This window comes from Pseudomonas sp. PKS, assembly GCF_051913525.1.
In the GTDB taxonomy this organism is placed as follows: domain Bacteria; phylum Pseudomonadota; class Gammaproteobacteria; order Pseudomonadales; family Pseudomonadaceae; genus Aquipseudomonas; species Aquipseudomonas guariconensis_D.
In genome coordinates this window covers 31,304-56,225 of sequence record NZ_JBEGDO010000028.1, presented here as the reverse complement: position 1 = coordinate 56,225, position 24,922 = coordinate 31,304, and the positions used below count along the sequence as shown (strand labels likewise).

24 protein-coding genes and 1 tRNA gene are annotated in these 24,922 nt (G+C 61.7%); 21 read left to right on the top strand and 4 right to left on the bottom strand.

What is annotated here, in order from left to right; translation table 11 throughout:
- Positions 1–38 precede the first annotated feature (38 nt).
- Complete coding sequence (gene rne / locus ABOA88_RS21625; RefSeq protein WP_367851203.1) at positions 39–3,197, bottom strand: ribonuclease E; 3,159 nt, start codon at positions 3,195–3,197, stop codon at positions 39–41.
- 907 nt (positions 3,198–4,104) lie between these two features.
- On the opposite strand from rne, the gene rluC reads away from it, so the two are divergent.
- Genes rluC through ABOA88_RS21610 form a run of 3 tightly spaced genes read left to right on the top strand, consistent with a single transcriptional unit; the run spans position 4,105 to position 6,742 of the window.
- Positions 4,105–5,061 (top strand): 23S rRNA pseudouridine(955/2504/2580) synthase RluC, encoded by a 957-nt coding sequence (gene rluC / locus ABOA88_RS21620; protein ID WP_043214399.1) that lies wholly within the window; start codon positions 4,105–4,107, stop codon positions 5,059–5,061.
- A 6-nt stretch (positions 5,062–5,067) separates the two neighbouring features.
- Positions 5,068–5,757, top strand: coding sequence for an HAD family hydrolase (locus ABOA88_RS21615; protein WP_196169400.1), 690 nt, complete (start codon positions 5,068–5,070; stop codon positions 5,755–5,757).
- On the top strand, positions 5,750–6,742 hold the full coding sequence (locus tag ABOA88_RS21610; RefSeq protein ID WP_196169399.1) for a S49 family peptidase: 993 nt from the start codon (positions 5,750–5,752) through the stop codon (positions 6,740–6,742). Before ABOA88_RS21615 ends, ABOA88_RS21610 begins: the two co-directional genes overlap by 8 nt.
- Positions 6,743–6,837: 95 nt before the next feature.
- On the opposite strand, the gene ABOA88_RS21605 is transcribed toward ABOA88_RS21610, so the two are convergent.
- Positions 6,838–7,416 carry a Maf family protein gene (locus ABOA88_RS21605; protein ID WP_196169398.1) on the bottom strand — a complete coding sequence of 193 codons (579 nt, stop codon included), beginning with the start codon at positions 7,414–7,416 and terminating at the stop codon, positions 6,838–6,840.
- 96 nt (positions 7,417–7,512) lie between these two features.
- Here ABOA88_RS21605 and ABOA88_RS21600 point away from each other — a divergent pair, with 96 nt between their 5' ends.
- From ABOA88_RS21600 to ABOA88_RS21520, 17 genes are all read left to right on the top strand, one after another.
- A complete protein-coding gene (locus tag ABOA88_RS21600) occupies positions 7,513–8,040 on the top strand; it encodes a YceD family protein (protein ID WP_043214407.1) in 528 nt (175 codons plus the stop codon).
- 13 nt (positions 8,041–8,053) lie between these two features.
- A complete protein-coding gene (gene rpmF, locus ABOA88_RS21595) occupies positions 8,054–8,236 on the top strand; it encodes a 50S ribosomal protein L32 (protein WP_008096416.1) in 183 nt (60 codons plus the stop codon).
- Positions 8,237–8,239: 3 nt separating this feature from the next.
- Complete coding sequence (plsX, locus tag ABOA88_RS21590; protein WP_196169397.1) at positions 8,240–9,250, top strand: phosphate acyltransferase PlsX; 1,011 nt, start codon at positions 8,240–8,242, stop codon at positions 9,248–9,250.
- 124 nt (positions 9,251–9,374) lie between these two features.
- Positions 9,375–10,313 carry an ACP S-malonyltransferase gene (fabD, locus tag ABOA88_RS21585; RefSeq protein WP_070573266.1) on the top strand — a complete coding sequence of 313 codons (939 nt, stop codon included), beginning with the start codon at positions 9,375–9,377 and terminating at the stop codon, positions 10,311–10,313.
- Positions 10,314–10,329: 16 nt separating this feature from the next.
- The gene (gene fabG / locus ABOA88_RS21580; protein WP_196169396.1) at positions 10,330–11,070 is read left to right on the top strand and encodes a 3-oxoacyl-ACP reductase FabG; all 741 of its coding nucleotides are present in this window, start codon (positions 10,330–10,332) and stop codon (positions 11,068–11,070) included.
- Between the two features lie 206 nt (positions 11,071–11,276).
- Complete coding sequence (gene acpP, locus ABOA88_RS21575; protein ID WP_043214413.1) at positions 11,277–11,513, top strand: acyl carrier protein; 237 nt, start codon at positions 11,277–11,279, stop codon at positions 11,511–11,513.
- Between the two features lie 152 nt (positions 11,514–11,665).
- Positions 11,666–12,910 (top strand): beta-ketoacyl-ACP synthase II, encoded by a 1,245-nt coding sequence (gene fabF / locus ABOA88_RS21570; RefSeq protein ID WP_367851204.1) that lies wholly within the window; start codon positions 11,666–11,668, stop codon positions 12,908–12,910.
- Entirely contained in the window at positions 12,910–13,731 is an 822-nt protein-coding gene (pabC, locus tag ABOA88_RS21565) for an aminodeoxychorismate lyase (RefSeq protein ID WP_196169394.1), read from the top strand. Before fabF ends, pabC begins: the two co-directional genes overlap by 1 nt.
- A gap of 3 nt (positions 13,732–13,734) precedes the next feature.
- Positions 13,735–14,892, top strand: coding sequence for an endolytic transglycosylase MltG (gene mltG / locus ABOA88_RS21560; protein WP_367851205.1), 1,158 nt, complete (start codon positions 13,735–13,737; stop codon positions 14,890–14,892).
- Positions 14,893–14,901: 9 nt separating this feature from the next.
- Complete coding sequence (gene tmk / locus ABOA88_RS21555) at positions 14,902–15,534, top strand: dTMP kinase (RefSeq protein ID WP_367851206.1); 633 nt, start codon at positions 14,902–14,904, stop codon at positions 15,532–15,534.
- The gene (locus ABOA88_RS21550; protein WP_196169391.1) at positions 15,527–16,513 is read left to right on the top strand and encodes a DNA polymerase III subunit delta'; all 987 of its coding nucleotides are present in this window, start codon (positions 15,527–15,529) and stop codon (positions 16,511–16,513) included. Before tmk ends, ABOA88_RS21550 begins: the two co-directional genes overlap by 8 nt.
- 33 nt (positions 16,514–16,546) lie before the next feature.
- Entirely contained in the window at positions 16,547–17,332 is a 786-nt protein-coding gene (locus ABOA88_RS21545; RefSeq protein ID WP_367851207.1) for a TatD family hydrolase, read from the top strand.
- A gap of 388 nt (positions 17,333–17,720) precedes the next feature.
- On the top strand, positions 17,721–18,356 hold the full coding sequence (locus tag ABOA88_RS21540) for a TetR/AcrR family transcriptional regulator (RefSeq protein WP_043215450.1): 636 nt from the start codon (positions 17,721–17,723) through the stop codon (positions 18,354–18,356).
- Between the two features lie 105 nt (positions 18,357–18,461).
- On the top strand, positions 18,462–19,430 hold the full coding sequence (locus tag ABOA88_RS21535; protein ID WP_367851208.1) for a GTP 3',8-cyclase MoaA: 969 nt from the start codon (positions 18,462–18,464) through the stop codon (positions 19,428–19,430).
- A gap of 66 nt (positions 19,431–19,496) precedes the next feature.
- Positions 19,497–20,102, top strand: coding sequence for a DUF4823 domain-containing protein (locus ABOA88_RS21530; RefSeq protein ID WP_196169388.1), 606 nt, complete (start codon positions 19,497–19,499; stop codon positions 20,100–20,102).
- 10 nt (positions 20,103–20,112) lie between these two features.
- The gene (locus ABOA88_RS21525; protein ID WP_367851209.1) at positions 20,113–20,670 is read left to right on the top strand and encodes a DUF1285 domain-containing protein; all 558 of its coding nucleotides are present in this window, start codon (positions 20,113–20,115) and stop codon (positions 20,668–20,670) included.
- Positions 20,671–20,807: 137 nt separating this feature from the next.
- Positions 20,808–21,221 carry a cupin domain-containing protein gene (locus ABOA88_RS21520; protein ID WP_196169386.1) on the top strand — a complete coding sequence of 138 codons (414 nt, stop codon included), beginning with the start codon at positions 20,808–20,810 and terminating at the stop codon, positions 21,219–21,221.
- Positions 21,222–21,282: 61 nt separating this feature from the next.
- Here the strand turns inward: ABOA88_RS21520 and ABOA88_RS21515 are convergent.
- Together ABOA88_RS21515 and ABOA88_RS21510 are read right to left on the bottom strand one after the other, a co-directional pair.
- A tRNA-Asn gene (locus ABOA88_RS21515) sits at positions 21,283–21,358 on the bottom strand.
- Positions 21,359–21,420: 62 nt separating this feature from the next.
- Positions 21,421–22,617 (bottom strand): amino acid aminotransferase, encoded by a 1,197-nt coding sequence (locus ABOA88_RS21510; RefSeq protein WP_196169385.1) that lies wholly within the window; start codon positions 22,615–22,617, stop codon positions 21,421–21,423.
- Between the two features lie 287 nt (positions 22,618–22,904).
- Between ABOA88_RS21510 and uvrB the strand changes: the two genes are divergently transcribed.
- Positions 22,905–24,920 (top strand): excinuclease ABC subunit UvrB, encoded by a 2,016-nt coding sequence (uvrB, locus tag ABOA88_RS21505; protein WP_196169384.1) that lies wholly within the window; start codon positions 22,905–22,907, stop codon positions 24,918–24,920.
- The last annotated feature ends 2 nt before the right edge of the window (positions 24,921–24,922 follow it).

Below are 24,922 nucleotides of genomic sequence, written 5' to 3'. Positions count from 1 at the left end.
AGTTCGCACTGGCGGGGCTTTTCATTCAACCGATGGCATCAACCGTGATGAGGTTTCTGCTCTTCGGTGGTCGCCAGCGCTTCGCCAGCCTGTGCCTCGGCGGCAGCCTTGGCAGCGGCTTCTGCTTCGCGCTTGCGGCGACGCACTTCACGTGGGTCGTTCGGTGCGCGGCCGTTCGGCAGCATTACAGTGGCAGGCTCGACCGGAGCCGGGGCTTGCTCTTGTACGCTGGCTTGGACGGCTGGAGCAGGCTCGGTCACTTCCGGCTTGGCCTCGACAGGTTGCTCGGCAACCGGTGCTGGTGCTGCCTCCTGCTCAATGGCGGGGGCTTGCTCAGCTTCACCGGATTCCACGACAGCCGCTTCTGCGACCGCTTCGGTAGTTGGCGCTTCGTCGACCGGTTGTGGGACCACTTCGACCACGGGCTCGGCGCTTGGCTCGGTCACCGCGACCGGCTCGCTGATCGGTTGCTCGACCACGGGCGCGATGGTGAACTCCTCAACCTGGGTGATCTGCTCGATGACCTGCTCGGCAGGCTGAGCAGCTTCCTGGGCTTGGGCAACCACGTTGGTGGCCTGTTCGGCCTGCTGGTTGGCCTGGGCTTCGGCTTCGGCACTGATGTTGCTGGAGGCAACGGCAGCGGTGACGGCAAGGCCAGCGGCCAGCTCTGCGCCCAGCTCGGTAGCCTGGTGTTGCTGTGCTGGTTGCTCTTCGCCGGAGGCTTCGTCTTCACCACCTTCGATCAGCTCGCCGTTGGCATTGCGTTGGCGCTCGCGACGGTTGCTGCGACGACGCTGGCCGCGGGAGCGACGACGTGGGCGTTCGCCTTCGGCGCCGTCCTGTTGCTCGTCCTGCAGCAGCTCTTCGTTTGGCAGTTGGTCCTCGGCGGCCTCGGCAACCTCGGTACCTACGCGAGGCTGACGCTCTTCGCGAGGCGGGCGTGGCTGACGCTCTTCACGCTCGGCACGCTCTTCACGTGGCGCGCGTTCTTCGCGCGGGGCACGCTCTTCGCGTGGGGCACGCTCTTCGCGTGGGGCGCGTTCTTCACGAGGCGCACGCTCTTCGCGTGGTTGGCGCTCTTCACGTGGCGCACGCTCCTCGCGGGCTACACGCTCTTCGCGCGGGGCGCGCTCTTCACGTGGCTGGCGCTCTTCGCGGGCGGCAGGGGCGGCTTCCAGGGGCTCACGCAGTTCGCGCACGCGCTCTTCACGGTTGCCGCGGCGGTCTTCGCGCTGCTGACGTGGCTGGCGCTCTTCGCGTGGAGCACGCTCCTCACGGGGGGCGCGTTCTTCACGCGGCTGACGCTCTTCGCGCGGGGCGCGCTCGCTGCGTTCTTCACGCGGCTTGCGGTCTTCGTCGCGACGACCATTGCGGTTGCGGCTCTGCTGACGGCCGTTGCGGCGCTCTTCGTTGCGTTGTGGACGCTCGGCAGCCGGTTTCTCGGTATTGGCGACCGGGGCGGCTACAGGTTCGTCCTTGCCGGCGAACAGGCTTACCAGCGACTTGACTAGGCCTTTGAACAGGCTTGGCTCCGGAGCGCTCGGGGCTGGTGCGACCGGTGCGACCGGTGCAGGCTCGGGCGTGCTCGGTACCGGCGCGTTGGCGCGGGCCGGGGCAGTCTTGACCGCGGCTTCCTGGCGTACCAGGGTGCGGGTGGCGGTCGGTTGCGGCGCTTCTTCTGTTTCGGCGGCGGCGATCTCGTAGCTGGACTGGTTGTTCAGCACGTCCGGATTGTCATCGCGCAGGCGCTGGACTTCAAAGTGCGGCGTTTCCAGGTGATCGTTCGGCAGGATGATGATGCGGGCGCGGGTGCGCAGTTCGATCTTGGTGATCGAGTTGCGCTTTTCGTTGAGCAGGAAAGCTGCAACCGGGATCGGCACCTGGGCGCGTACCTCGGCGGTACGATCCTTCAGGGCTTCTTCCTCGATCAGGCGCAGGATGGCCAGGGACAGCGACTCGACGTCACGGATGATGCCGGTACCGGAGCAGCGTGGGCAGACGATGCCGCTGCTTTCACCCAGGGAAGGACGCAGGCGCTGACGGGACATTTCCAGCAGGCCGAAGCGCGAGATGCGGCCAACCTGGACGCGGGCGCGGTCGGCCTCGAGGCATTCACGCACGCGCTCTTCAACGGCGCGCTGGTTCTTGGCCGGGGTCATGTCGATGAAGTCGATGACGATCAGGCCGCCGATGTCACGCAGGCGCAGTTGGCGGGCGATTTCCTCGGCCGCTTCCAGGTTGGTCTGCAGGGCGGTTTCTTCGATGTCGCTGCCTTTGGTGGCACGCGCCGAGTTGATGTCGATGGAGACCAGGGCCTCGGTCGGGTCGATGACGATGGAGCCGCCGGACGGCAGGTCAACCACGCGCTGGAAGGCGGTCTCGATCTGGCTTTCGATCTGGAAGCGGTTGAACAGCGGGACGCTGTCTTCGTACAGCTTGACCTTGCTGGCGTACTGCGGCATGACCTGGCGGATGAAGGTCAGGGCTTCTTCCTGGGCGTCAATGCTGTCGATCAGCACTTCGCCGATGTCCTGGCGTAGGTAGTCGCGGATGGCGCGGATGATGACGTTGCTTTCCTGGTAGATCAGGAAAGGTGCGGCGCGATCCTGGGAGGCTTCCTTGATGGCGGTCCACAGTTGCAGGAGGTAGTCGAGGTCCCACTGCATTTCTTCGCTGCTGCGGCCAAGGCCGGCAGTACGCACGATCAGGCCCATGTCGCCTGGTACGGTCAGGCCGTTCAGGGCTTCGCGCAGTTCATTACGCTCTTCGCCTTCGATGCGACGGGAAATGCCGCCTGCGCGTGGGTTGTTGGGCATCAGTACCAGGTAGCGACCGGCCAGGCTGATGAAGGTGGTGAGGGCGGCGCCTTTGTTGCCGCGCTCTTCCTTCTCGACCTGGACGATGACTTCCTGGCCTTCGCTCAATACTTCCTTGATGTTGACGCGGCCTTCGGGCGCCTTCTTGAAGTATTCGCGGGAGATTTCCTTGAGCGGCAGGAAACCATGACGTTCGGAGCCGAAGTCGACGAAAGCGGCTTCGAGGCTGGGTTCGATCCGGGTGATCCGGCCTTTGTAGATGTTGGCCTTCTTCTGCTCGCGCGCCCCGGATTCGATATCCAGGTCGTAGAGACGTTGGCCATCCACCAGGGCTACACGCAACTCTTCGGGTTGAGTTGCGTTAATCAGCATTCTTTTCATGTTGTACCGTCGGTTTCCGGGCTGCCGGAAACGGCGTTCGGCACACACGACGTCTCATGGTCGGTGCCAAGGTGCGCAAAGGGTGGCGGACCACCCCCGTGTCCAACGACATTCGGCACCAGCCGGTTGCCCAGCCTGCCGTGGTCGCGACGACGCGTCCTGTTTTGCGGTGCCTGGTGGCCGGTGTGGTCGAACCGAGTACTTCATCTCGGTACCAGGGCTTGCCTCGCTGCGTTGCCATTGCTCGGCGTAGCTTGGCTACGACGGGGCGTGGCGCCTTGCCTGGCAAACCCTGGCACTCGAAGTTGAATCCTCGAACAACCGTACAGGCCACTTGCACTCAGTCAGGAGGAGGAATCAGCCGTGGGCCGTGGACACCCTCGAAGGTGTCTGCGAAGCCCGGGTCCGCTTGCCAGGCCAGCCTGGGGCTGGTGGCCGGATGCCGTGCTACACGGTCCGAGGTCTGTGCATCTCCACCCTGCACGTATCCCTGATAGTTCGGGTGCTGCCGCGCGCTGAATCCGCAACGGGTTGCATTTTTCGTCAGTTCCGATTCGGGAACTGGCGCCATTTATGTCCAAGGCAGGTGTTTCCGAAGCATTCGCCGGACGATGCGTGCAAGCGCCAAGGGGTGGGCAGAGGTACGGCGAAAAGAAGCGGGTAAGCAGGTGAAACACCGCACTTGTCGTTTTTTTTCGGTCTTCTCTACTCAGCGCTGGTGGCGATTCCAGGCATTTCGGTAAACTGGCGAAAACCCCGTCGGACGGCCTCGCGTCCTCGAGAATTGCGATGGTCAGGGGCGGGCCTGGAGCCTGCTGCCGCTGGCCTGCCGCTTTTGGCGGCGTTCGCGACTATAGCAGCAATGATTAAGTGCTTCAATTCCATAAAAAATTGTTATGATTCCTCCATGACGACCAATACCCCTCCGACTTCCGGCGTTCAGCTGATCGAAGTCGCGCCGGAGCTTGCCGGCCAACGCATCGACAATTTCCTCATCACGGCCCTCAAAGGCGTGCCCAAGACCTTGGTTTACCGCATCCTGCGTAAAGGCGAGGTGCGGGTCAACAAAGGGCGGATCAAGCCTGAGTACAAGCTGCAGGCGGGCGACATCGTACGAGTGCCGCCCGTCCGGTTGCCTGAGCGCGACGAGCCAGCGCCGGTAGCCCAGGGCTTGTTGCAGCGCCTGGAGGCGGCCATTGTCTACGAAGACAAGGCGTTGATCGTGCTCAACAAGCCAGCCGGCATCGCCGTGCATGGCGGCAGTGGCCTGAGCTTCGGCGTGATCGAGGCGCTGCGTCAGTTGCGTCCGGATGCCAAGGAGCTGGAGCTGGTGCATCGCCTTGATCGCGACACCTCCGGGCTGCTCATGATCGCCAAGAAGCGCAGCATGCTGCGCCACTTGCATGCCGCGTTACGTGGCGACGGTGTCGATAAGCGTTACATGGCCTTGGTGCGTGGCCACTGGCCAACGTCCAAGAAGCAGGTCAGTGCGCCGCTGCAAAAGAGCAACCTGCGCTCCGGCGAGCGCATGGTCGAAGTCGATGAAGAGGGCAAGGAAGCACTGACGCTGTTCCGCGTCCTGCGTCGCTTCGGCGACTTCGCGACCATGGTCGAGGCGCGTCCGGTGACCGGTCGCACCCACCAGATTCGTGTGCACACCTTGCATGCCGGGCATAGCATCGCCGGGGACAGCAAGTATGGCGACGAAGACTTCTCCAAGGAGATTCGCGACCTGGGCGGCAAGCGTCTGTTCCTGCATGCCTACGCCCTGACCGTGCCGCTGCCCGATGGCGGCGAGCTCAAGCTCGAGGCTCCGGTGGACGAGGTGTGGTCCAAGACTGTGGAGCGCTTGAGTGCGACCTGATCGTTCATGAATAAACCCTATGAGTTGTTGATCTTCGATTGGGACGGCACTCTGGCCGACTCCATCGGACGTATCGTCGAGGCCATGAATGCCGCGGCCGAACGAGCCGGAGAAGCCTCCAGCAGCGATGCTGCGATCAAGGGCATCATCGGTCTGGCGCTGGGGGAGGCGATCTCCACGCTCTATCCTCATCTGGATGCCATTGAGGTCGAGGTTTTCCGGCAGCACTACGCCGATATTTACATGGCTCTGGATCAACAGCCTTCGCCGTTGTTCGACGGCGTGGTCGAGTCGTTGGAGGCTTTTCGTGCAGAGGGCTATCGTCTGGCGGTAGCCACCGGCAAGGCGCGTCGCGGTTTGGATCGGGTGCTCAAGGCCAATGGCTGGGAGCGGTACTTCGACATTACGCGCGCTGCCGACGAGACGCGCGGCAAGCCGCACCCGCTGATGCTCGAGCAGATCCTTGCTCATTGCCGGGTCGAACCCCGTCAGGCGTTGATGGTCGGAGACTCTGCATTCGACTTGCAGATGGCCAGCAACGCCGGGATGCATTCGGTTGCGGTGGGGTATGGCGCCATGTCGCTGCAGGCCTTGAGCGAATTCGGCCCGCAGGTGTGCATCGATCATTTTTCACAGCTGCGCGAGTGGCTCGCCCGTTCGCGCACAGTCAATTCCAAGGTAGGTAAGCATGGCTGATGAATGGCGGGCACCCGAGCCCGAAGAATCGGAAGATCGCGAGGAGCGCAAGAGCTGGAGGCTGCTGGAGAAGACCCTGCTCGCAGGCGTCCAGGAGCAGCGTCGTGCGCGGCGCTGGGGTATCTTCTTCAAGCTGCTGGCCTTTGTTTACCTGTTCGGGTTGTTGGCGCTGTTCACGCCCATGATGGATGTGGACAAGGCTGCGTCGCGCAGTGCCAGCCATACAGCGCTGGTAGAGGTGCGAGGCATGATCGCCGACGAGGAGCCAGCCAGTGCCGACAATATCGTCAAAAGTCTGCGGGACGCGTTCAAGGATGCCAAGACCAAGGCCGTGATCATGCGCATCAACAGTCCTGGCGGCAGTCCTGTGCAGTCGGGTTACGTTTACGACGAGATCCGCCGTCTGCGTGCTGAATATCCTGCGATCAAGCTCTATGCGGTGATTGCCGACCTGGGGGCGTCGGGGGCTTACTACATTGCCAGTGCGGCTGATGAAATCTATGCCGACAAGGCGAGCCTGGTCGGCTCCATCGGTGTGACTGCTGCAGGTTATGGTTTTGTCGGCACTATGGAAAAGCTGGGTGTGGAGCGGCGGACCTACACCGCTGGCGAGCACAAGGCGTTTCTGGATCCGTTCTCGCCGCAAAAGCCGGAGGAGACCGCCTTCTGGCAGGGGGTGCTCGATACCACGCATCGTCAGTTCATCGCCATGGTCAAGCAGGGCCGCGGTGATCGCCTGAAGGACAAGGAACATCCAGAGCTGTTCAGTGGCCTGGTCTGGTCGGGCGAGCAGGCCAAGGAGCTGGGGCTGGTGGATGGGCTGGGCAGTGCCAGCTACGTGGCGCGTGAGATTGTGGGTGAGAAGGAGTTGGTGGACTTCACTGTCCAGGAGTCGCCGTTCGATCGCTTCTCCAAGCGTTTGGGTGCCAGCGTGGCTGAGCACCTGGCCATGTGGATGGGTTTCCAAGGGCCATCGTTGCGCTGACGGATGCCGCGCAACAAGCCCACTCCAGTCAATATCGGCATCGCTCGCGCATGTCGGGCGTTGCCGTCAGGGAGTGGGTTGCTTCGCGCTGTGCTTCAGGGGATCTGTACACCTTCTTTCAAAAGCATGTCCACCAGTCGGATCAGTGGTAGCCCGATCAGGCTGGTTGCATCGCAGCCGTGGGTGCTCTGGAACAGGCTTACTCCCAGGCCTTCGGCCTTGAAGCTGCCTGCGCAGTCCAGGGGTTGTTCCGCTGCCACATAGCGTTCCACGCTTTCGCGATCCAGTTCGCGCAAATTCACGGTAAACGGTACGCAATCGAGCTGGCATTGGCCTGTGGTGCTGTTGAGTAGCGCCAGGCCGGTGAGGAAAGTGACCTGCTGCCCGCTGGCAGCCAGCAGTTGTTCGCAGGCACGTTCGAAGGTGTGTGGCTTGCCCAGGATCTGCTCGCCGAGCACTGCTACCTGGTCGGAACCGATGATTAGGTGGTCGGGGTGAGTGGCAGCCAGTGCCTCGGCTTTTTGGCGTGCCAGACGACGAACCAGGGCGGTAGCCGGTTCGTCATCCAGGCGCTGCTCGTCTATATCAGGGCTTGCCCAGCTGAAGGGCAAGTGCAGGCGCTCAAGTAGTTCGCGCCGGTAGGGGGAGCTGGAAGCCAGTAACAGGGGAAGCATGGTAGACTCCTGGGCTGATGAACCAAATTCTAACATGTGAGATGCCGCCGAATTTCCTTTGACAGGGGCGGGGGGCATCCCTAGAATGCTGCGCCTATGTTGAATGACCCGATTCCACCTCACGTTGACCCGCGCAAATTGGCCGATCGTGGCGTAACCATCCAAGGTTCGCTGCAACTCGCTGATTTGGAAAGACTCTGCGACCCGCTGTCCGACGATGTCGGTACGGTGCAGGCGAAGTTCGATTTTGAGCGAGACGAGCAAGGCGCTGTGGTGTTTCACAGCGAACTCGATGTCGAAGTCAAGATGGTTTGCCAGCGTTGTCTTGAGCTGGTCACCCTGCCGATTCACAGTGAATGTACTTACGCTGTGGTGAAGGAGGGTGCGAATACCCAGTCGTTGCCGAAAGGCTATGACGTGCTGGAACTGGGCGAAGATCCTTTGGATCTGCAGGCGTTGATCGAGGAGGAGCTCTTGCTCGCCTTGCCTATCGTGCCTGCTCATCATCCGGAAGAATGCCAGCAGCCGGCGGGCGCAGATGAGCCCGAATCGAGCAAGGACGAGGTATCGCGGTCCAACCCGTTCAGTGTTTTGGCGCAGTTAAAGCGTGACCCAAACGTTTAGGAGTTAATCAATTATGGCTGTTCAGCAGAACAAAAAATCCCGCTCTGCCCGTGACATGCGCCGTTCCCACGACGCCCTGTCGGAAAACGCGCTGTCCGTAGAGAAGAGCACCGGTGAAGTACACCTGCGCCACCACGTTTCGCCAGAAGGCGTATACCGTGGTCGCAAAGTGATCGACAAGGGCGCTGACGAGTAATCCTTGTCCGCTCAGATCATCGCGATCGACGCAATGGGCGGGGACTTCGGTCCCCGCAGCATTGTTCAGGCAAGTATTGCTTGCCTCTCGGCTACCCCCTCGCTACACCTGACCCTCGTCGGTCAACCCTCCCTACTTGAAGATCTTGTCAGCAGTCTCCCGGCTGCGGATCGCGCGCGCCTGCAAATCGTAGCGGCAAGCGAAGTGGTGGGTATGGATGAGCGGCCATCCCAGGCGTTGCGGGGTAAACCTGACTCGTCGATGCGCGTCGCCCTGGAGTTGGTGCGTGATGGCAAGGCTCAGGCCTGCGTGAGCGCCGGAAATACCGGTGCGCTCATGGCGCTGTCGCGCTTCGTGCTCAAGACGCTGCCGGGCATCGACCGGCCGGCGATGGTGGCAGCGATTCCCACGCAGGCAGGGTATTGCCAACTGCTGGACCTTGGCGCCAATGTCGACTGCAGCGCCGAGAACCTCTACCAGTTCGCTGTGATGGGGTCAGTGGCCGCCCAGGCGCTGGGAATCCATCGTCCGAGGGTGGCGTTGCTCAATGTCGGCACCGAGGACATCAAGGGCAACCAGCAGGTCAAGCTGGCGGCGAGCCTTCTGCAGAATGCCCGCGGGCTCAACTACATTGGTTTCGTCGAGGGCGATGGTCTCTACCGTGGCGAGGCCGATGTGGTGGTATGTGACGGCTTTGTCGGCAATATCCTGCTCAAGTCCAGCGAAGGTCTGGCCACCATGATCGGTGCGCGCATCGAGGCACTATTCAAGGGAAGTATGTTGGCCCGGGCCGCTGGTGCCATGGCCATGCCCTTGCTCAAGCGCTTGCAGGCCGACCTGGCCCCGGCGCGGCACAATGGTGCGAGCTTCCTTGGTCTGCAAGGTATCGTCATCAAGAGTCATGGCTCTGCCGGGGTGCAGGGCTTCCAGAGCGCCATCCAGCGGGCGCTGATCGAAATCCAGGAGAACCTGCCGCAACGCCTGCATGGTCGCCTGGAAGATCTCTTGCTTTAATTCCCGCCGTGAAATGGTTAAATGTGACCGCTTGGTCTCTTTTCCCATCCAAGTTTTCAGTTTCCGCGTCCAGCCCTGGGCTCGACGCACCCTATCCGACGACAAGATCATAAGGGCTTGTTCAATGTCTGCATCCCTCGCATTCGTCTTTCCCGGTCAAGGTTCCCAGTCGCTGGGCATGCTCGCCGAACTCGGCGCAGAGAAACCGGTAATCGTCGAGACCTTCAAGGAGGCTTCCGAGGCTCTGGGCTATGACCTGTGGCAGTTGGTCCAGCAAGGTCCGGAAGAACAACTCAACCAAACCGACAAAACCCAGCCGGCGATCCTCACTGCATCCATTGCCCTGTGGCGCCTGTGGCTGGAAGAGGGTGGTGCACAACCAGCCTTCGTTTCCGGCCATAGCCTGGGTGAGTACAGCGCGCTGGTCGCTGCTGGCAGCCTGAGCCTGAAAGATGCCGTTCGCCTGGTCGAGCGTCGTGGTCAGCTCATGCAAGAGGCCGTTCCTGCAGGTCACGGTGCCATGGCGGCGATCCTGGGCCTGGATGATGCCGATGTTGTGGCGATCTGTGCCGAAGCGGCTGAAGATGAAGTGGTCAGCGCGGTCAACTTCAACTCGCCTGGCCAGGTGGTCATCGCCGGCAACAAGGCCGCGGTGGATCGTGCCATGGAGCTGTGCAAGGCCAAGGGTGCCAAGCGCGCGCTGCCGCTGGCGGTCAGTGTGCCGTCGCACTGTGCATTGATGAAGCCTGCCGCCGAGCGCTTCGCCGAGGCGGTCAACGCCATCGAGTGGAAGGCCCCGCAGATTCCGGTCGTGCAGAATGTCACCGCCGCGATCGCCGCCGACCTGACTGCTCTTAAGCAGGATCTGCTGGCCCAGCTGTACCAGCCGGTGCGTTGGGTCGAGTGCGTGCAGACCCTGGCCGCCAATGGTGCGGTCAACCTGGTCGAGTGTGGCCCGGGCAAAGTCCTGGCTGGCCTGAACAAACGTTGCGCCGATGGCGTGACCACCTACAACCTCAATACCCCTGACGCCGTCGCCGCCACCCGTGCGGCGCTGGCCTGAAACTGGAGAAGCTTGCATGAGCCTGCAAGGTAAAGTTGCCCTGGTCACCGGCGCCAGCCGCGGTATCGGCCAGGCTATCGCCCTGGAGCTGGGCCGCCAGGGCGCGACCGTGATCGGCACCGCTACCTCGGCCTCGGGTGCCGAACGTATCGCCGCGACCCTGAAGGAGCACGGCATCAATGGCACCGGCATGGAACTGAACGTGACCAGCGACGAGTCGGTCAGTGCCGTGCTCGCGGCCATCGGTGAGCAGTACGGTGCACCGGCCATCCTGGTCAACAACGCTGGTATTACCCGCGATAACCTGATGCTGCGCATGAAGGATGATGAGTGGTTCGACGTGGTCGACACCAACCTCAACAGCCTCTACCGTCTGTCCAAGGGCGTGCTGCGCGGCATGACCAAGGCGCGCTGGGGTCGTATCATCAGCATCGGCTCGGTCGTCGGTGCCATGGGTAACGTCGGTCAGGTCAACTATGCTGCCGCCAAGGCCGGCCTGGAAGGCTTTAGTCGTGCCCTGGCGCGTGAAGTGGGCTCGCGCAACATCACCGTCAACTCGGTGACTCCGGGCTTCATTGATACCGATATGACCCGTGAGCTTCCAGAAGCACAACGCGAAGCCCTGCAGTCGCAGATTCCGTTGGGCCGTCTGGGCCACGCCGAAGAGATCGCCAAGGTGGTTTCCTTCCTGGCATCCGATGGCGCGGCCTACGTGACGGGCGCCACGGTGCCGGTCAATGGCGGGATGTACATGTAAAAACCTGCAGCATCAATGTGACGGATTGCTTCAAAAAAGTGTCATACACGGAGCCTAAAATCCGTTATAAAGCTGCAACCAGATTCCAGGCAGGGGGTCAGGTGACTTCGAGATCGGCGCGTTCCGCTTGAAAAGCAGGCGTCTTTCTATAAACTTGGTCACCGGCCAGCTGCCTGACATATGTCCATTAGGAGTGAAAACTAGGTATGAGCACCATCGAAGAACGCGTCAAGAAAATCGTCGCCGAGCAACTGGGCGTCAAGGAAGAGGAAGTGACTGCTGAGAAGTCCTTCGTCGATGACCTGGGTGCCGATTCGCTTGACACCGTTGAGCTGGTGATGGCTCTGGAAGAGGAATTCGAGACCGAAATCCCTGACGAAGAAGCCGAGAAGATCACTACCGTTCAAGCTGCTATCGACTACGTCAAAAGCCACCAGGCCTAAGACGCAGTAGTCGACGCTTCTTGTCGGGAAAAACCGCACTGCCTTTGCCGGCGTGCGGTTTTTTCTTTGCGAGCGCCGAGAGCCTGTTGCCATTTCATTCCATTGACTGAATGCAATGGCAAGAGACTCTGTTATTAGAAGAGGAGAGTACTGTGTCGCGTAGACGCGTCGTGGTCACCGGTATGGGTATGCTGTCGCCACTGGGTACCGATGTACCGAGCACTTGGCAAGGCATTCTGGCTGGCCGCAGTGGCATTGGGCCGATCGAACACACGGACCTGTCTGCCTATACCACCCGTTTTGGCGGCTCGGTGAAGGGCTTCGAGGTTGAGCAGTACCTGTCGGCCAAGGAAGCTCGCAAGCTCGACCTGTTCATCCAGTACGGCCTGGCGGCCGGTTTCCAGGCGGTACGCAATGCCGGCCTGGAGGTCACCGACGCCAACCGCGAGCGTATCGGCGTGGCCATGGGTTCGGGCATCGGTGGCCTGACCAACATTGAAGAAACCAGTCGCACCTTGCACGATCAAGGGCCGCGGCGGATTTCGCCGTTCTTCGTGCCGGGTTCGATCATCAATATGATCTCGGGCTTCCTGTCGATCCACCTGGGGCTGCAGGGACCGAACTACGCCATCGCCACTGCGTGCACCACCGGCACCCACTGCATCGGCATGGCCGCGCGCAACATCGCCTACGGTGAAGCCGATGTGATGATCGCTGGCGGTGCCGAGATGGCAGCCTGTGGTCTGGGCATGGGTGGCTTTGGCGCTTCCCGTGCACTGTCGACGCGCAATGATGAGCCGACCCGTGCCAGCCGTCCATGGGACAAAGGCCGTGATGGCTTCGTGCTTTCCGATGGTGCTGGTGCACTGGTTCTCGAAGAACTCGAGCATGCCAAGGCCCGTGGCGCGACTATCTATGCCGAGCTGGTTGGTTTTGGCATGAGCGGTGATGCCTACCACATGACTTCGCCGCCCGACACCGGTGATGGTGCTGCGCGCTGCATGGTCAACGCCCTGCGCGACGCTGGAATTCAGCCGGAAGAGGTCAGCTACATCAATGCTCATGGTACCTCGACCCCGGCGGGCGACATTGCCGAAGTGGCCGCGATCAAGCGGGTGTTCGGCGAGCACGCCTACAAGCTGGCCGTGAGCTCGACCAAGTCGATGACCGGTCACCTGCTGGGCGCCGCCGGTGCGGTGGAAGCGATCTTCAGCGTGCTGGCGATCAACAGCCAGATGGCGCCGCCGACCATCAACCTGGACGAACCGGACGAAGGCTGCGACCTTGACTTCGTGCCTCACGAAGCCCGCAGCATGCCTATCGATGTAGTGTTGTCCAACTCCTTCGGCTTTGGCGGGACCAACGGTTCGCTGGTGTTCCGCCGGTTTGTCGGCTGATGCACAGTTGGATCGACGGCCAGGCCGCGACTGCAATCAATCTGCAGAACCGCGGGCTGGCCTATGGCGATGGCCTGTTCGAGACCATCGCCGTGCGTGCGGGCAGGCCCAGCCTGCTCACGCATCACCTTGATCGCCTGGCGTTGGGTTGCCAGCGACTGGCGATCGAGGCGGACCTGCCACTGATCCGCGACGAAGTCATCGCCTACGCCAGCCAGCTCGGTGAAGGCGTGGTCAAGCTGATCCTCACCCGTGGCGACAGCCTGCGTGGCTATGCACCTGCTGCAGGTGCCACGCCCCGTCGTATCCTCCAGGGCAGCCCGTTGCCTGCCTACCCCCGGGAAAACGCCGAACACGGCATACGGCTGTTCGATTGCCAGACCCGCCTGGCGGAACAACCGCTGCTGGCCGGGCTCAAACACCTGAACCGCCTGGAGCAGGTGTTGGCTCGTGGTGAATGGCAAGGCGCCGATCATGCCGAAGGGCTGATGCGCGACATGCATGGGCGGCTGATCGAGGGGGTGTACAGCAACCTGTTCCTGGTGCGAGACGGTGTGCTGCTGACGGCGGACCTGACCCGCTGCGGCGTGGCGGGCGTGATGCGTGCGGCGTTGCTCGAGCAGGTCGCGGCACTCGGTATCCAGGTTCAGGTGCGCGACCTCGCGCTGGCGGAGCTGGAGCAGGCTGACGAAGTGTTCCTGTGCAATAGTGTGTACGGCGTCTGGCCGGTGCGCGAATTCGCGGCACTCAAGCTTAACTGGTCGCCAGGCCCGCTCACCCGTAAACTGCAGGCCGTTGCCCGTACGTTACTGGAAACCTGATTCGTGAGACGCAAATTCCTGCTGCTGCTGGAAATGGGGTTGATCCTGGCTGGCCTCGCCGTGGGCTGGTCGGCCTGGAAGGTCAACTCGGTCCTGGAGCAGCCTCTGCACGTGACGCAGGAGCAACTGCTCGACGTGCCCAGCGGCACCACCCCCAATCGTATGTTCTATCGCATGCAGCGCGATGGGCTGCTCGATGATGCCGTCTGGCTGCGCCTGTACTGGCGTTTCAACATGGCCGGCACCCCATTGCACACGGGCGAATACCGCCTTTCTCCTGGTATGACCGTGGCCGAACTGTTCGAGGCCTGGCGCCGCGCCGATGTGGTGCAGTACAACCTGACCCTGGTCGAGGGCTGGACCTTCCGCCAGGTGCGCGCCGCAGTGGCCAAGCACGAAAAGATCAAACACACCCTTGACGGTCTGTCCGACGCTGAGGTGATGGAAAAGCTGGGGCATACCGGCGTGTTTCCTGAAGGGCGCTTCTTCCCTGACACCTACCGTTTTGTACGGGGCATGAGCGATGTCGAACTGCTGCAGCAAGCCTACATGCGCCTGGAAGAGGTCCTGGCCAAGGAATGGGCCGAGCGGGTCACCGACCTGCCGTACCGCGACCCGTACCAAGCGCTGATCATGGCGTCTCTTGTGGAGAAGGAAACCGGTATTCCCCAGGAGCGTGGGCAGATTGCTGGCGTATTCGTACGTCGCCTGCGTCTAGGCATGATGCTTCAGACCGACCCGACCGTGATCTACGGCATGGGTGAGCGCTATAACGGCAAGATCACCCGCGCCGACCTACGTGAGCCGACGCCCTACAACACCTACACCATGACCGGCTTGCCGCCGACACCGATCGCCATGGTCGGTCGCGAGGCGATCCATGCCGCGCTGAACCCCTCCGATGGCACGAGCTTGTATTTCGTCGCCCGCGGCGATGGCAGCCATGTGTTCTCGGATGACTTGGACGACCACAATAGCGCGGTGCGTGAGTTCCAGCTCAAGCGCCGCTCCGATTACCGCTCCAGCCCCGCGCCGCAGACGCAGCCGGATGCGAGCGAGCAGGCACCGGCCGAGTCGGGCCAGAACACGACCCCTGAGGGCGATGCGCCTGCCCGCGAACCTGCGCCGGGCGATGCGCCGGCACCTGACGAACAACAGTAAGGACTGCCAGTGAGCGGCTTGTTTATTACCCTGGAAGGCCCCGAAGGCGCGGGCAAAAGTACCAATCGTGAATACTTGGCCGAGCGTTTGCGCGAGCAGGGGCTGGATGTGGTCATGACCCGCGAACCCGGTGGTACGCCGCTGGCCGAGCGGATCCGCGAACTGTTACTGGCACCCAGTGACGAGAGTATGGCGGTCGATACCGAACTGCTGCTGATGTTCGCCGCCCGTGCCCAGCACCTGGCGCAAGTCATTCGTCCCGCTCTGGCGCGTGGTGCGGTGGTGCTCTGCGATCGCTTCACCGACGCCACCTATGCCTATCAAGGCGGTGGCCGGGGGCTGTCCCAGGCGCGTATCGCTACCCTGGAAACCTTTGTCCAGGGCTCGCTGCGCCCGGACCTGACCCTGGTGTTCGACCTGCCGGTCGAGGTCGGCTTGGCACGCGCTGCTGCCCGTGGTCGCCTGGACCGCTTCGAGCAGGAAGGTCAGGCCTTCTTCGAGGCTGTGCGGCAGGCGTACCTGCAGCGCGCCCAGAGCGCCCCCCAGCGCTATAGTGTGCTGGATGCCGCACAACCGCTGGAGGCTGTGCAGCGTGCCATCGACGTGCTGCTGCCGGGCATCCTGGAGCGGTGCCGTGGCTGAAGCCTATCCCTGGCAGCAAGGGCTTTGGGAGCAATTGGCCGGGCGTGCCCAGCACGCCCATGCCTACCTGCTGCACGGGCCGCAGGGTATCGGCAAACGCGCCCTGGCCGAACGCCTGATGGCGCGCCTGCTATGCCAACAACCCCAGGGGCTGGATGCCTGCGGCCAGTGCAAGTCGTGCCTGCTGCTAAGGGCGGGGAGCCATCCGGACAACTTCGTGCTCGAGCCCGAAGAGGCTGACAAGCCGATCAAGATCGACCAGGTACGTGAACTGGTGTCCTTCGTGGTGCAGACCGCCCAGCAGGGCGGGCGCAAGGTAGTGCTGATCGAGCCGGTCGAGGCGATGAACATCAATGCATCCAACGCCTTGCTCAAGAGCTTGGAGGAGCCATCCGGCGACACCGTGTTGCTACTGGTCAGTCATCAGCCCAGCCGCTTGCTACCGACCATCAAGAGTCGCTGCCAGCAGGTCGCCTGTCCACAACCAAGCCTGGCTCAAAGCCAGGCCTGGCTGGCCGGCGCCTTGCCCCAGAGCAGTGCTGAGGAGCGCGATGAGCTGCTGACCCTCGCGGCTGGCTCGCCGTTGATGGCTGTCAGCCTGCAGGCACAAGGCGTGCGCGAGCAGCGTGCGCTGGTCACCGACGGGGTGAAGAAGCTCCTCAAGCAGCAGCAATCGCCCAGTCAGCTCGCCGAGGCTTGGAACAACGTACCCTTGCTCTTGTTGTTCGACTGGTTCTGTGACTGGTCGCACCTGATCCTGCGTTATCAATTGACCCAAGACGAAGAGGGACTAGGCTTGGCCGATATGCGCAAGGTGGTTCAGTATCTGGCGCAGAAGAGCCGCCAGGGCAGGGTGCTCGAGGTCCAGGCGTGGATTCTCGAACAGCGCCAGAAGGTATTGGCCAAGGCCAACCTCAATCGTGCCTTGTTGCTGGAAGCCTTGCTGGCCCATTGGGTCCAGTTGCCTGGCGCTCGCTGATTCTTTCGTTTTCTCCATGTGTGCCGTCATCCCATGCTCGTAGATTCCCATTGCCACCTTGATCGTCTAGACCTCAGTGCCCACCAGGGCTCCCTCGATGCGGCGCTGCAGGCTGCCCGGGAGCGGGGCGTCGGGCATTTTTTGTGTATCGGTGTGAGCGCCGAGAACGCCGCGGCCGTCAAAGCGCTGAGCGAGCAGTACGCCGATGTGGATTGCTCGGTGGGGGTGCACCCGCTGGACCTGGCGCCCGGTGAAACACCCGCGCTGGAGTGGCTGCTGCGTGAGCTGGCCCACCCCCACGTCGTTGCTATTGGCGAAACGGGCCTGGATTACCACTACGAGCCGGAGGCGGCAGCATTGCAGCAGGCGTCCTTCCGTCTGCACCTGGAGGCGTCGCGCCAGACCGGCAAGCCGGTGATCGTTCATACCCGCGCGGCACGGGCCGACACCTTGGCGTTGCTGCGCGATGCCAGCTTGCCCCAGGCCGGTGTGCTGCACTGCTTCACCGAAGACTGGGACATGGCCCGCCAGGCCTTGGATCTTGGCTATTACATCTCCTTGTCGGGCATTGTCACCTTCCGCAATGCGGATGCCCTGCGTGATGTCGCCCGTCAGGTGCCTGCCGACCGGCTGCTGGTCGAGACCGACTCGCCATACCTTGCGCCGATTCCGTATCGGGGCAAGCCTAATCTGCCGCAATATGTGCGTGAAGTGGCCGAGTACGTGGCGTCGCTGCGTGGCGTCAGTTATGCCCAATTGGCCGAGCAGACCACGGCCAACTTCAAGCGGCTGTTCCCGCTGGCGCGGGTGGCTGGCTGATCCGATTGCCCTCACCCTGCAAGGCGGGGATCCGGGCAAAAAAAACCCGGGTTCTGGGGGGGGAATCCGGGTTAAGACCATTAGGAGTAAAACAAAGGTACCGCGGTCCCTGGGCACCTTTATTGACGCGCCACTTGGGGGGATGCGCCGCGCCAACACTCCAAGTATTGGTCAGGTTTGGCACAGTGCCAGCGACAACTGGTCGTTTTTTAAACAGATTTGGAATACGCCTTGGAACCATTGGGCCATCCCTGTATGGCTGGGCGTATTTTCCAGGGGCTTGAGGGCCTCCCTGCACGTATCGTGATACACAGATGCTTGGATGATCCGTGCAATTTCCTGCAAGTTAGGCATAATAATCCGCTTCGATTGTCATCCAGTCCTTCCTATGCAGAAAGAACCTCGTAAGGTCCGTGAGTTTCGCCGCCGCGAACAAGAGATCCTCGATACCGCGCTCAAGCTGTTTCTCGAACAAGGGGAAGACAGCGTCACCGTCGAGATGATCGCCGACGCCGTGGGCATCGGCAAAGGCACGATCTACAAGCACTTCAAGTCCAAGGCGGAGATATACCTGCGCCTGATGCTCGACTATGAGCGCGACCTGAACGCGCTGTTGCATTCGGACGACGTCGACCGTGACAAGGAAGCCCTGTCGCGCGCCTATTTCGAATTCCGCATGCGCGATCCGCAGCGCTATCGGCTGTTCGACCGCCTGGAAGAGAAAGTGGTCAAGGGCAACCAAGTGCCTGAGATGGTCGACGAACTGCACCGCATCCGTGCCTCCAATTTCGATCGCCTAACCCTCTTGATCAAGGGGCGCATCAGCGAAGGCAAGCTCGAGGACGTGCCGCCATACTTCCACTATTGCGCCGCCTGGGCGTTGGTGCACGGCGCCGTTGCGCTGTACCACTCGCCGTTCTGGAGCAATGTGCTGGAGGACCAGGAAGGCTTCTTCCAGTTCCTCATGGACATCGGCGTACGCATGGGCAACAAGCGCAAACGCGACCCCGAAATCGCAAACTGAAGGTCTCGCCGGGCTTTGCCCGGCGCCGTCCGGCATTGAGGCTTGCAAAAACCTGATTTTTGAGTCAGGTTTTGCAGGCCCGATTCTTCCATGCCGGAGTCATTCATGATCGTCGATCGTCAAGGCAGGCGCTTTCGCAACCTGCGTGTCAGCCTGACGGCTGCTTGCAACTACGCCTGTACCTACTGTGTGCCTGATGGCAAGCGCCTGGTGGCGGCACAGGATGAGCTCCCGGCTGAAACCCTGGCTCGCGGTGTGGCCTACCTGGTCGAGGCGGCTGGCATCGAGCGCCTACGCATTACCGGGGGGGAACCCTTGGTCAGTCCTCGCTTGGAAGGCTTTCTGAAGTCGGTGGCCAAGCTGGGGCTGGCCGAGATCGGCCTGACCACCAATGGCCAGCTGTTGTCGCGCAAGCTGCCGTTGTTGTTAGACGCCGGAATTCGCCGACTGAATGTTTCCCTCGATACCCTCGATGCGCAGGCGTTTCGCCGAATTGCGCGTGGCGGCGACCTGCAGAGTGTGTTGAACGGCATGGCGCAAGCCAGGGCTGCCGGCATGAGCATCAAGGTGAACATGGTGCCGATGCGTGGGCAGAATCTCGATCAGGTGTTGCCGCTGCTTGATTATTGCCTGGCGCACGGGTACGAGCTGCGTTTCATCGAGCTCATGCGTATGGGGCATCTGGCCCGCGACCACAACGCTTTTCTGCAGCAATTCGTGAGTCTGGAGCAACTGCTCGGGTTGATCGGCCAGGTTCATGCTTATCAACAGGCTAGCGCCCCTATCGATGCCACTGCTATGCGTTATCGCATTCCGGGCAAAGGGCATTTCGGCGTAATTGCCAACGAGAGCGTGCCATTCTGCCGAACCTGCTCACGCCTGCGGCTGTCCTCAACGGGCTGGCTGCATGGCTGCCTGTCGTCGGGCAATCGGCATTTTGTCGGCGATCTACTCGACAAACCGCGTCACCAGGCGCTTCCCAGCTTGCAGCGGTTATTGGTCAAGGCTCTGGCGGACAAGCAGGATGTGGCGTTTTCCGGTGGGGTGACGATCATGAAAGTTATCGGCGGTTGATTCTGGCGCAAAAGCTGCATCTGGCGGCTATTCGCCGGTTTTTCGTCGCCGGTTTCTGGAGGAATGATGCGTAGCCTGGTCTTGTCGCTCGCCCTGATGGCGTTGGGCGGCTGCATGAATGTCAGTGATATGGGTGAAGGCGTTCGCTACCACATGAGTGATGCTGGGCTGCTGGATCACAGCGAGACCCGGCGCAGCCTGTCGGTACGTCTGCAACCAGATTCGTTCATTTTCATCGGCCAAGGCCACTTCGTACCGCCGGCCAAAGGTCCGGTACCACGCCAGAACGCCGTGGCCGAGGAGGCCTACAAGAATTTTGTCGAGTACTTCCCGCTGGTACGCCGTGCGCAGGGGCCGCTGGGGCTGGAGGAGGCGATTGCCGAGGCGCGCTCGGTTGGGGCCGATTACGTGCTGTACACTCGCTTCGCCCGTACCGACGATCGCATCGGCAATGGGGACGAATGGTATGACGAGCAGGCTGTGGATCGTTTGGGCGTGGACACCGGTGTGGTGCAGATGATGCTGATCGAGACCAGCACTCGCTATCTGATTGACACCGTACGTATCAAGAGCCGTGGCGGTTTGTTGACGTTCCACGACAATGCGCCGGAAGATTTGCTTGCTCAGCCCATGCGCGACTACGCTCGTAGTCTCGTGGGTATGAGTCGTTGAGGGTACGAGCATGACAGGTAGCGGCAAGGCCAACGATCTTCTGGCGCAGATCCCCAAGGAGAAAGGCCTGCCGCCGGTGCATCTATGGAACCCGGGCTTCTGCGGCGACATCGACATGCGCATCGCCCGGGATGGCACCTGGTACTACCTGGGCACACCTATCGGGCGCAAGCCGATGGTGCGGTTGTTCTCCACCATCATTCGCCGCGATGGCGATGACTATTTCCTGGTTACCCCGGTGGAGAAGGTCGGCATTCGTGTCGATGATGCACCGTTCGTCGCGGTGACACTGGATGTGGAGGGCAGTGGCGAGCAACAGGTGCTGCGCTTTACCAGTAACGTCGATGATCAGGTCGCTGCTGGCAAGGATCATCCCCTTCGTGTCGAAATCGATTCGCGGACCCAGGAACCTTCGCCCTATATCCTCATGCGCAGCAACCTCGAGGCGTTGATTCACCGCAACGTATTCTATCAATTGGTCGAGTTGGCGGTGCCGCGCGAAATCGACGGACAAGTGTGGCTGGGTGTCTGGAGTGGTGGCGAGTTCTTTCCGATCGGTCGGCCTTGAAGAGCTGAAGGCTGATATGGGGCGCACAGCTGCCCAGGATTGATACCGATCGGCCTCCTGTTTTTTCCCTGAATTGGCCATTTGCCTCTAGCGCCTTGGGACATAACCTGCTGGCAATCGCCCATCAGGAGATACCCATGAAAACCCTCCATCACTCCCTCGCCTTGTTGCTGTCCTTTGGCTTGTGGGGCGCCCAAGTTCCAGCCTGGGCCCACGGTGAGCAACCCGATCAGGTCAAGATCCTGCAAGAGCAGCTTCCCAGCAATGCGCCCGGCAAAAAAGCCGTCATGCTCACCGTCAGCTATGCACCGGGACAGGCATCGCCGGCCCATCAGCACCCTGGCGCGGTCATGGCCTATGTGCTCGAGGGCGCGGTGGCTTCCAAGCTCAATGATGAGCAAGAAAAGATCTACAAAGCAGGGGAGTACTGGTACGAGGCACCGGGGACCGTGCACAGTGTGTCACGTAACGCCAGCCAGAGCCGGCCCGCCAAGCTGCTGGTATGGAGCCTGGTCGGTGAGGGTAAACCGGTCACCGAGCCGCTGAAATAAATGCAACGGTAGAAACGAAAAAACCTCCAGTGCTTGCGCATCTGGAGGTTTTATCAATGTTTGGCTCCGCGACCTGGACTCGAACCAGGGACCCAATGATTAACAGTCATTTGCTCTACCGACTGAGCTATCGCGGAATCTGCGCGTATCTTACTGATCGCCAGGGGGAAGTCAAGCTTCCCCCTGAGCAATCAATGAGTTACAGCACTTCGACGATGGCCTTGGTGACTACGTGGATGTTGCTCTGGTTCAACGCGGCAACGGCGATACGGCCAGTGTCCAGTGCGTAGATACCGAAGTCGTTCTTCAGGCGGGTCACTTGCTCAACGGTCAGGCCCGAGTAGGAGAACATGCCCACTTGGCGGCCGACGAAGCTGAAGTCGCGCTTGGCGCCGTACTGGGCCAGCAGTTCGACCATTTGCTTGCGCATGCCGTGGATGCGCTCGCGCATCTCGCCCAGCTCCGCTTCCCACATCTGGCGCAGTTCGGCGCTGTTGAGCACGGTGGCGACGATGGTCGCGCCGTGAGTCGGCGGGTTGGAGTAGGTGGTGCGGATGACGCGCTTGACCTGCGACAGCACACGGGTGCTTTCGTCTTTCGAGGCGGTGACGATCGACAGGGCACCAACGCGCTCGCCGTACAGCGAGAACGACTTGGAGAACGAGCTGGAAACGAAGAACTCCATGCCCGACTCGGCGAACAGGCGCACCGCGAAAGCGTCTTCGGCGATGCCGTCACCGAAGCCCTGGTAGGCCATGTCCAGGAAGGGCACGTGGCCCTTGGCCTTGACGACCTCCAGGACGTTCTTCCAATCGTCCAGGTTCAGGTCGACGCCGGTCGGGTTGTGGCAGCAAGCGTGCAGCACGACGATCGAGCCGGAAGGTAGGTTGTTCAGGTCCTCGAGCATGCCGGCGCGGTTGACGTCGTTGCTCGGCGCGTCGTAGTAGCGGTAGTTCTGCACCGGGAAGCCAGCGCTTTCGAACAGGGCGCGGTGGTTTTCCCAGCTCGGATCGCTGATGGCCACTACGGCGTTGGGCGAAATTCGCTTGAGGAAGTCGGCGCCGATTTTCAGAGCACCGGTACCGCCAACGGCCTGTACGGTGACTACGCGGCCAGCGGCCAGCAGTGGCGACTCGGCGCCGAACAGCAGCTTCTGTACGGCCTGGTCGTAGGTGGCGATACCATCGATCGGCAGGTAGCCGCGCGAGGCGTGCTGGGCAGCACGCTGGGTCTCGGCTTCGATCACGGCGCGCAGCAGCGGAATGCGGCCTTCCTCATTGCAGTACACGCCTACGCCCAGGTTGACCTTGTCGGTACGTGGGTCGGCGTTGAATGCTTCGTTGAGGCCCAGGATGGGGTCGCGGGGTGCCAGCTCGACAGCGGAAAACAGGCTCATTGTTACCTTGGCTCTGATTGGAGAGTGATAGGACGCGCACACTCCGGCCGAGTGCACAGAAGTGGTGCGCAAACGGGGAGTCAGTATAGTGATACCCATCGGTCACCGCGACAGTCTGGCGCAGGTTTTCCGGGCTTTTGTGCGAATATTTTTCGACCATTGGTCGAATTGCCCGGTCCATCGTAATGCGCGTTCGCAGCTTGGCCTTGATTCCGGTCCCGGGCGGGCGCATTTGGGTATAGACTACTGGCTAAATTTACAGTTGCTGCGTTACTGCGAGGTCCGTCATGTCCGAGTTCCAGCTCGTCACCCGTTTCCAGCCGGCCGGCGACCAGCCCGAGGCCATCCGGCTGATGGTCGAAGGCATCGAGGCCGGGCTTTCGCACCAGACCCTGCTGGGCGTGACTGGCTCGGGCAAGACCTTCAGCATCGCCAATGTCATTCAGCAGGTGCAGCGTCCGACCCTGGTGCTGGCACCGAACAAGACCCTGGCGGCGCAGTTGTATGGCGAGTTCAAGGCGTTCTTCCCGAACAACGCAGTGGAGTATTTCGTCTCCTACTACGACTACTACCAGCCTGAGGCCTATGTGCCTTCGTCCGATACCTTCATCGAGAAGGACGCCTCGATCAACGATCACATCGAGCAGATGCGACTGTCGGCCACCAAGGCCCTGCTGGAGCGCCGCGACGCGATCATCGTCACCACGGTGTCCTGCATTTATGGCCTGGGCAGTCCCGAGACCTACTTGAAGATGGTCTTGCACGTCGATCGTGGCGATAAACTCGACCAGCGTGCACTGCTGCGTCGCCTGGCGGACCTGCAATACACCCGCAACGAGATGGACTTCGCCCGTGCCACCTTCCGTGTGCGGGGGGACGTGGTCGATATCTTTCCGGCCGAATCGGACCTCGAGGCCATCCGCATCGAACTGTTCGATGACGAGGTGGAGAACATCGCCGCATTCGACCCGCTCACCGGTGAGGTCATCCGCAAGCTGCCGCGCTTCACCTTCTATCCCAAGAGCCACTACGTCACGCCGCGTGAGACCTTGCTCGAGGCTGTGGAGGGCATCAAGGAAGAACTCAAGGACCGCCTGGATTACCTGCAGAAGGCGAACAAGCTGGTAGAGGCCCAGCGCCTGGAGCAGCGCACCCGCTTTGACCTGGAGATGATCCTCGAGCTTGGTTACTGCAACGGCATCGAGAACTACTCCCGCTACCTGTCCGGCCGACCGGCCGGCGCGCCGCCACCGACCCTGTACGACTACTTGCCGGCGGACGCTTTGCTGGTAATCGATGAATCCCACGTCAGCGTTCCCCAGGTCGGTGCAATGTACAAGGGCGACCGCTCGCGCAAAGAAACTCTGGTGGAGTACGGTTTCCGCCTGCCGTCGGCGCTGGACAACCGCCCCATGCGCTTTGACGAGTGGGAGGCTGTCAGCCCGCAGACCATCTTCGTCTCGGCTACCCCCGGTCCCTACGAAGCCGAGCACGCCGGGCGGGTGGTGGAGCAGGTGGTGCGTCCCACCGGCCTGGTGGACCCGCAGGTGGAGGTGCGGCCGGCCCTTACCCAGGTCGATGACCTGCTGTCGGAAATCCGCAAGCGAGTGGATGCTGGCGAGCGGGTGTTGGCCACCACCCTGACCAAGCGCATGGCCGAGGACCTTACCGACTACCTGGCCGATCACGACGTGCGGGTACGCTACCTGCACTCGGACATCGATACCGTCGAACGGGTCGAGATCATCCGCGACCTGCGCCTGGGTAGCTTCGACGTGTTGGTGGGCATCAACCTGTTGCGTGAAGGCCTGGACATGCCCGAGGTGTCCCTGGTGGCCATCCTCGATGCCGACAAGGAAGGTTTCCTGCGTTCGGAACGCTCACTGATCCAGACCATCGGCCGCGCCGCACGTAACCTCAACGGCAAGGCGATCCTCTATGCCGATCAGGTCACCGGTTCCATGCAGCGGGCCATCGACGAGACCGAGCGACGCCGGGCCAAGCAGATCGAATTCAACCTGGCCCACGGCATCGTGCCCAAAGGCGTGGTCAAGGACATCACCGACATCATGGAAGGCGCGAGCGTTCCGGGCGGACGCAGCAAGAAGCGCAAGGGCATGGCCAAGGCTGCGCAAGAGAGCGCCCGCAACGAGGCTGAGTTGCAGACGCCGGCGCAGATCACCAAGCGCATCAAGCAATTGGAAGAGAAGATGTTCCAGTACGCCCGCGACCTGGAGTTTGAGGCCGCCGCCCAGTTGCGCGACGAGATCACCCAACTGCGCGATCGGTTAATAGCAAGTTGATC

What these genes read in the sequence shown, in the direction of transcription:
- rne (WP_367851203.1), bottom strand. Translation starts at nt 3,197, where the DNA reads ATGAAAAGAATGCTGATTAACGCAACTCAACCCGAAGAGTTGCGTGTA.
- rluC (WP_043214399.1), top strand. Translation starts at nt 4,105, where the DNA reads ATGACGACCAATACCCCTCCGACTTCCGGCGTTCAGCTGATCGAAGTC.
- ABOA88_RS21615 (WP_196169400.1), top strand. Translation starts at nt 5,068, where the DNA reads ATGAATAAACCCTATGAGTTGTTGATCTTCGATTGGGACGGCACTCTG.
- ABOA88_RS21610 (WP_196169399.1), top strand. Translation starts at nt 5,750, where the DNA reads ATGGCTGATGAATGGCGGGCACCCGAGCCCGAAGAATCGGAAGATCGC.
- ABOA88_RS21605 (WP_196169398.1), bottom strand. Translation starts at nt 7,416, where the DNA reads ATGCTTCCCCTGTTACTGGCTTCCAGCTCCCCCTACCGGCGCGAACTA.
- ABOA88_RS21600 (WP_043214407.1), top strand. Translation starts at nt 7,513, where the DNA reads ATGTTGAATGACCCGATTCCACCTCACGTTGACCCGCGCAAATTGGCC.
- rpmF (WP_008096416.1), top strand. Translation starts at nt 8,054, where the DNA reads ATGGCTGTTCAGCAGAACAAAAAATCCCGCTCTGCCCGTGACATGCGC.
- fabD (WP_070573266.1), top strand. Translation starts at nt 9,375, where the DNA reads ATGTCTGCATCCCTCGCATTCGTCTTTCCCGGTCAAGGTTCCCAGTCG.
- fabG (WP_196169396.1), top strand. Translation starts at nt 10,330, where the DNA reads ATGAGCCTGCAAGGTAAAGTTGCCCTGGTCACCGGCGCCAGCCGCGGT.
- acpP (WP_043214413.1), top strand. Translation starts at nt 11,277, where the DNA reads ATGAGCACCATCGAAGAACGCGTCAAGAAAATCGTCGCCGAGCAACTG.
- pabC (WP_196169394.1), top strand. Translation starts at nt 12,910, where the DNA reads ATGCACAGTTGGATCGACGGCCAGGCCGCGACTGCAATCAATCTGCAG.
- ABOA88_RS21545 (WP_367851207.1), top strand. Translation starts at nt 16,547, where the DNA reads ATGCTCGTAGATTCCCATTGCCACCTTGATCGTCTAGACCTCAGTGCC.
- ABOA88_RS21540 (WP_043215450.1), top strand. Translation starts at nt 17,721, where the DNA reads ATGCAGAAAGAACCTCGTAAGGTCCGTGAGTTTCGCCGCCGCGAACAA.
- ABOA88_RS21535 (WP_367851208.1), top strand. Translation starts at nt 18,462, where the DNA reads ATGATCGTCGATCGTCAAGGCAGGCGCTTTCGCAACCTGCGTGTCAGC.
- ABOA88_RS21530 (WP_196169388.1), top strand. Translation starts at nt 19,497, where the DNA reads ATGCGTAGCCTGGTCTTGTCGCTCGCCCTGATGGCGTTGGGCGGCTGC.
- ABOA88_RS21525 (WP_367851209.1), top strand. Translation starts at nt 20,113, where the DNA reads ATGACAGGTAGCGGCAAGGCCAACGATCTTCTGGCGCAGATCCCCAAG.
- ABOA88_RS21520 (WP_196169386.1), top strand. Translation starts at nt 20,808, where the DNA reads ATGAAAACCCTCCATCACTCCCTCGCCTTGTTGCTGTCCTTTGGCTTG.
- ABOA88_RS21510 (WP_196169385.1), bottom strand. Translation starts at nt 22,617, where the DNA reads ATGAGCCTGTTTTCCGCTGTCGAGCTGGCACCCCGCGACCCCATCCTG.
- uvrB (WP_196169384.1), top strand. Translation starts at nt 22,905, where the DNA reads ATGTCCGAGTTCCAGCTCGTCACCCGTTTCCAGCCGGCCGGCGACCAG.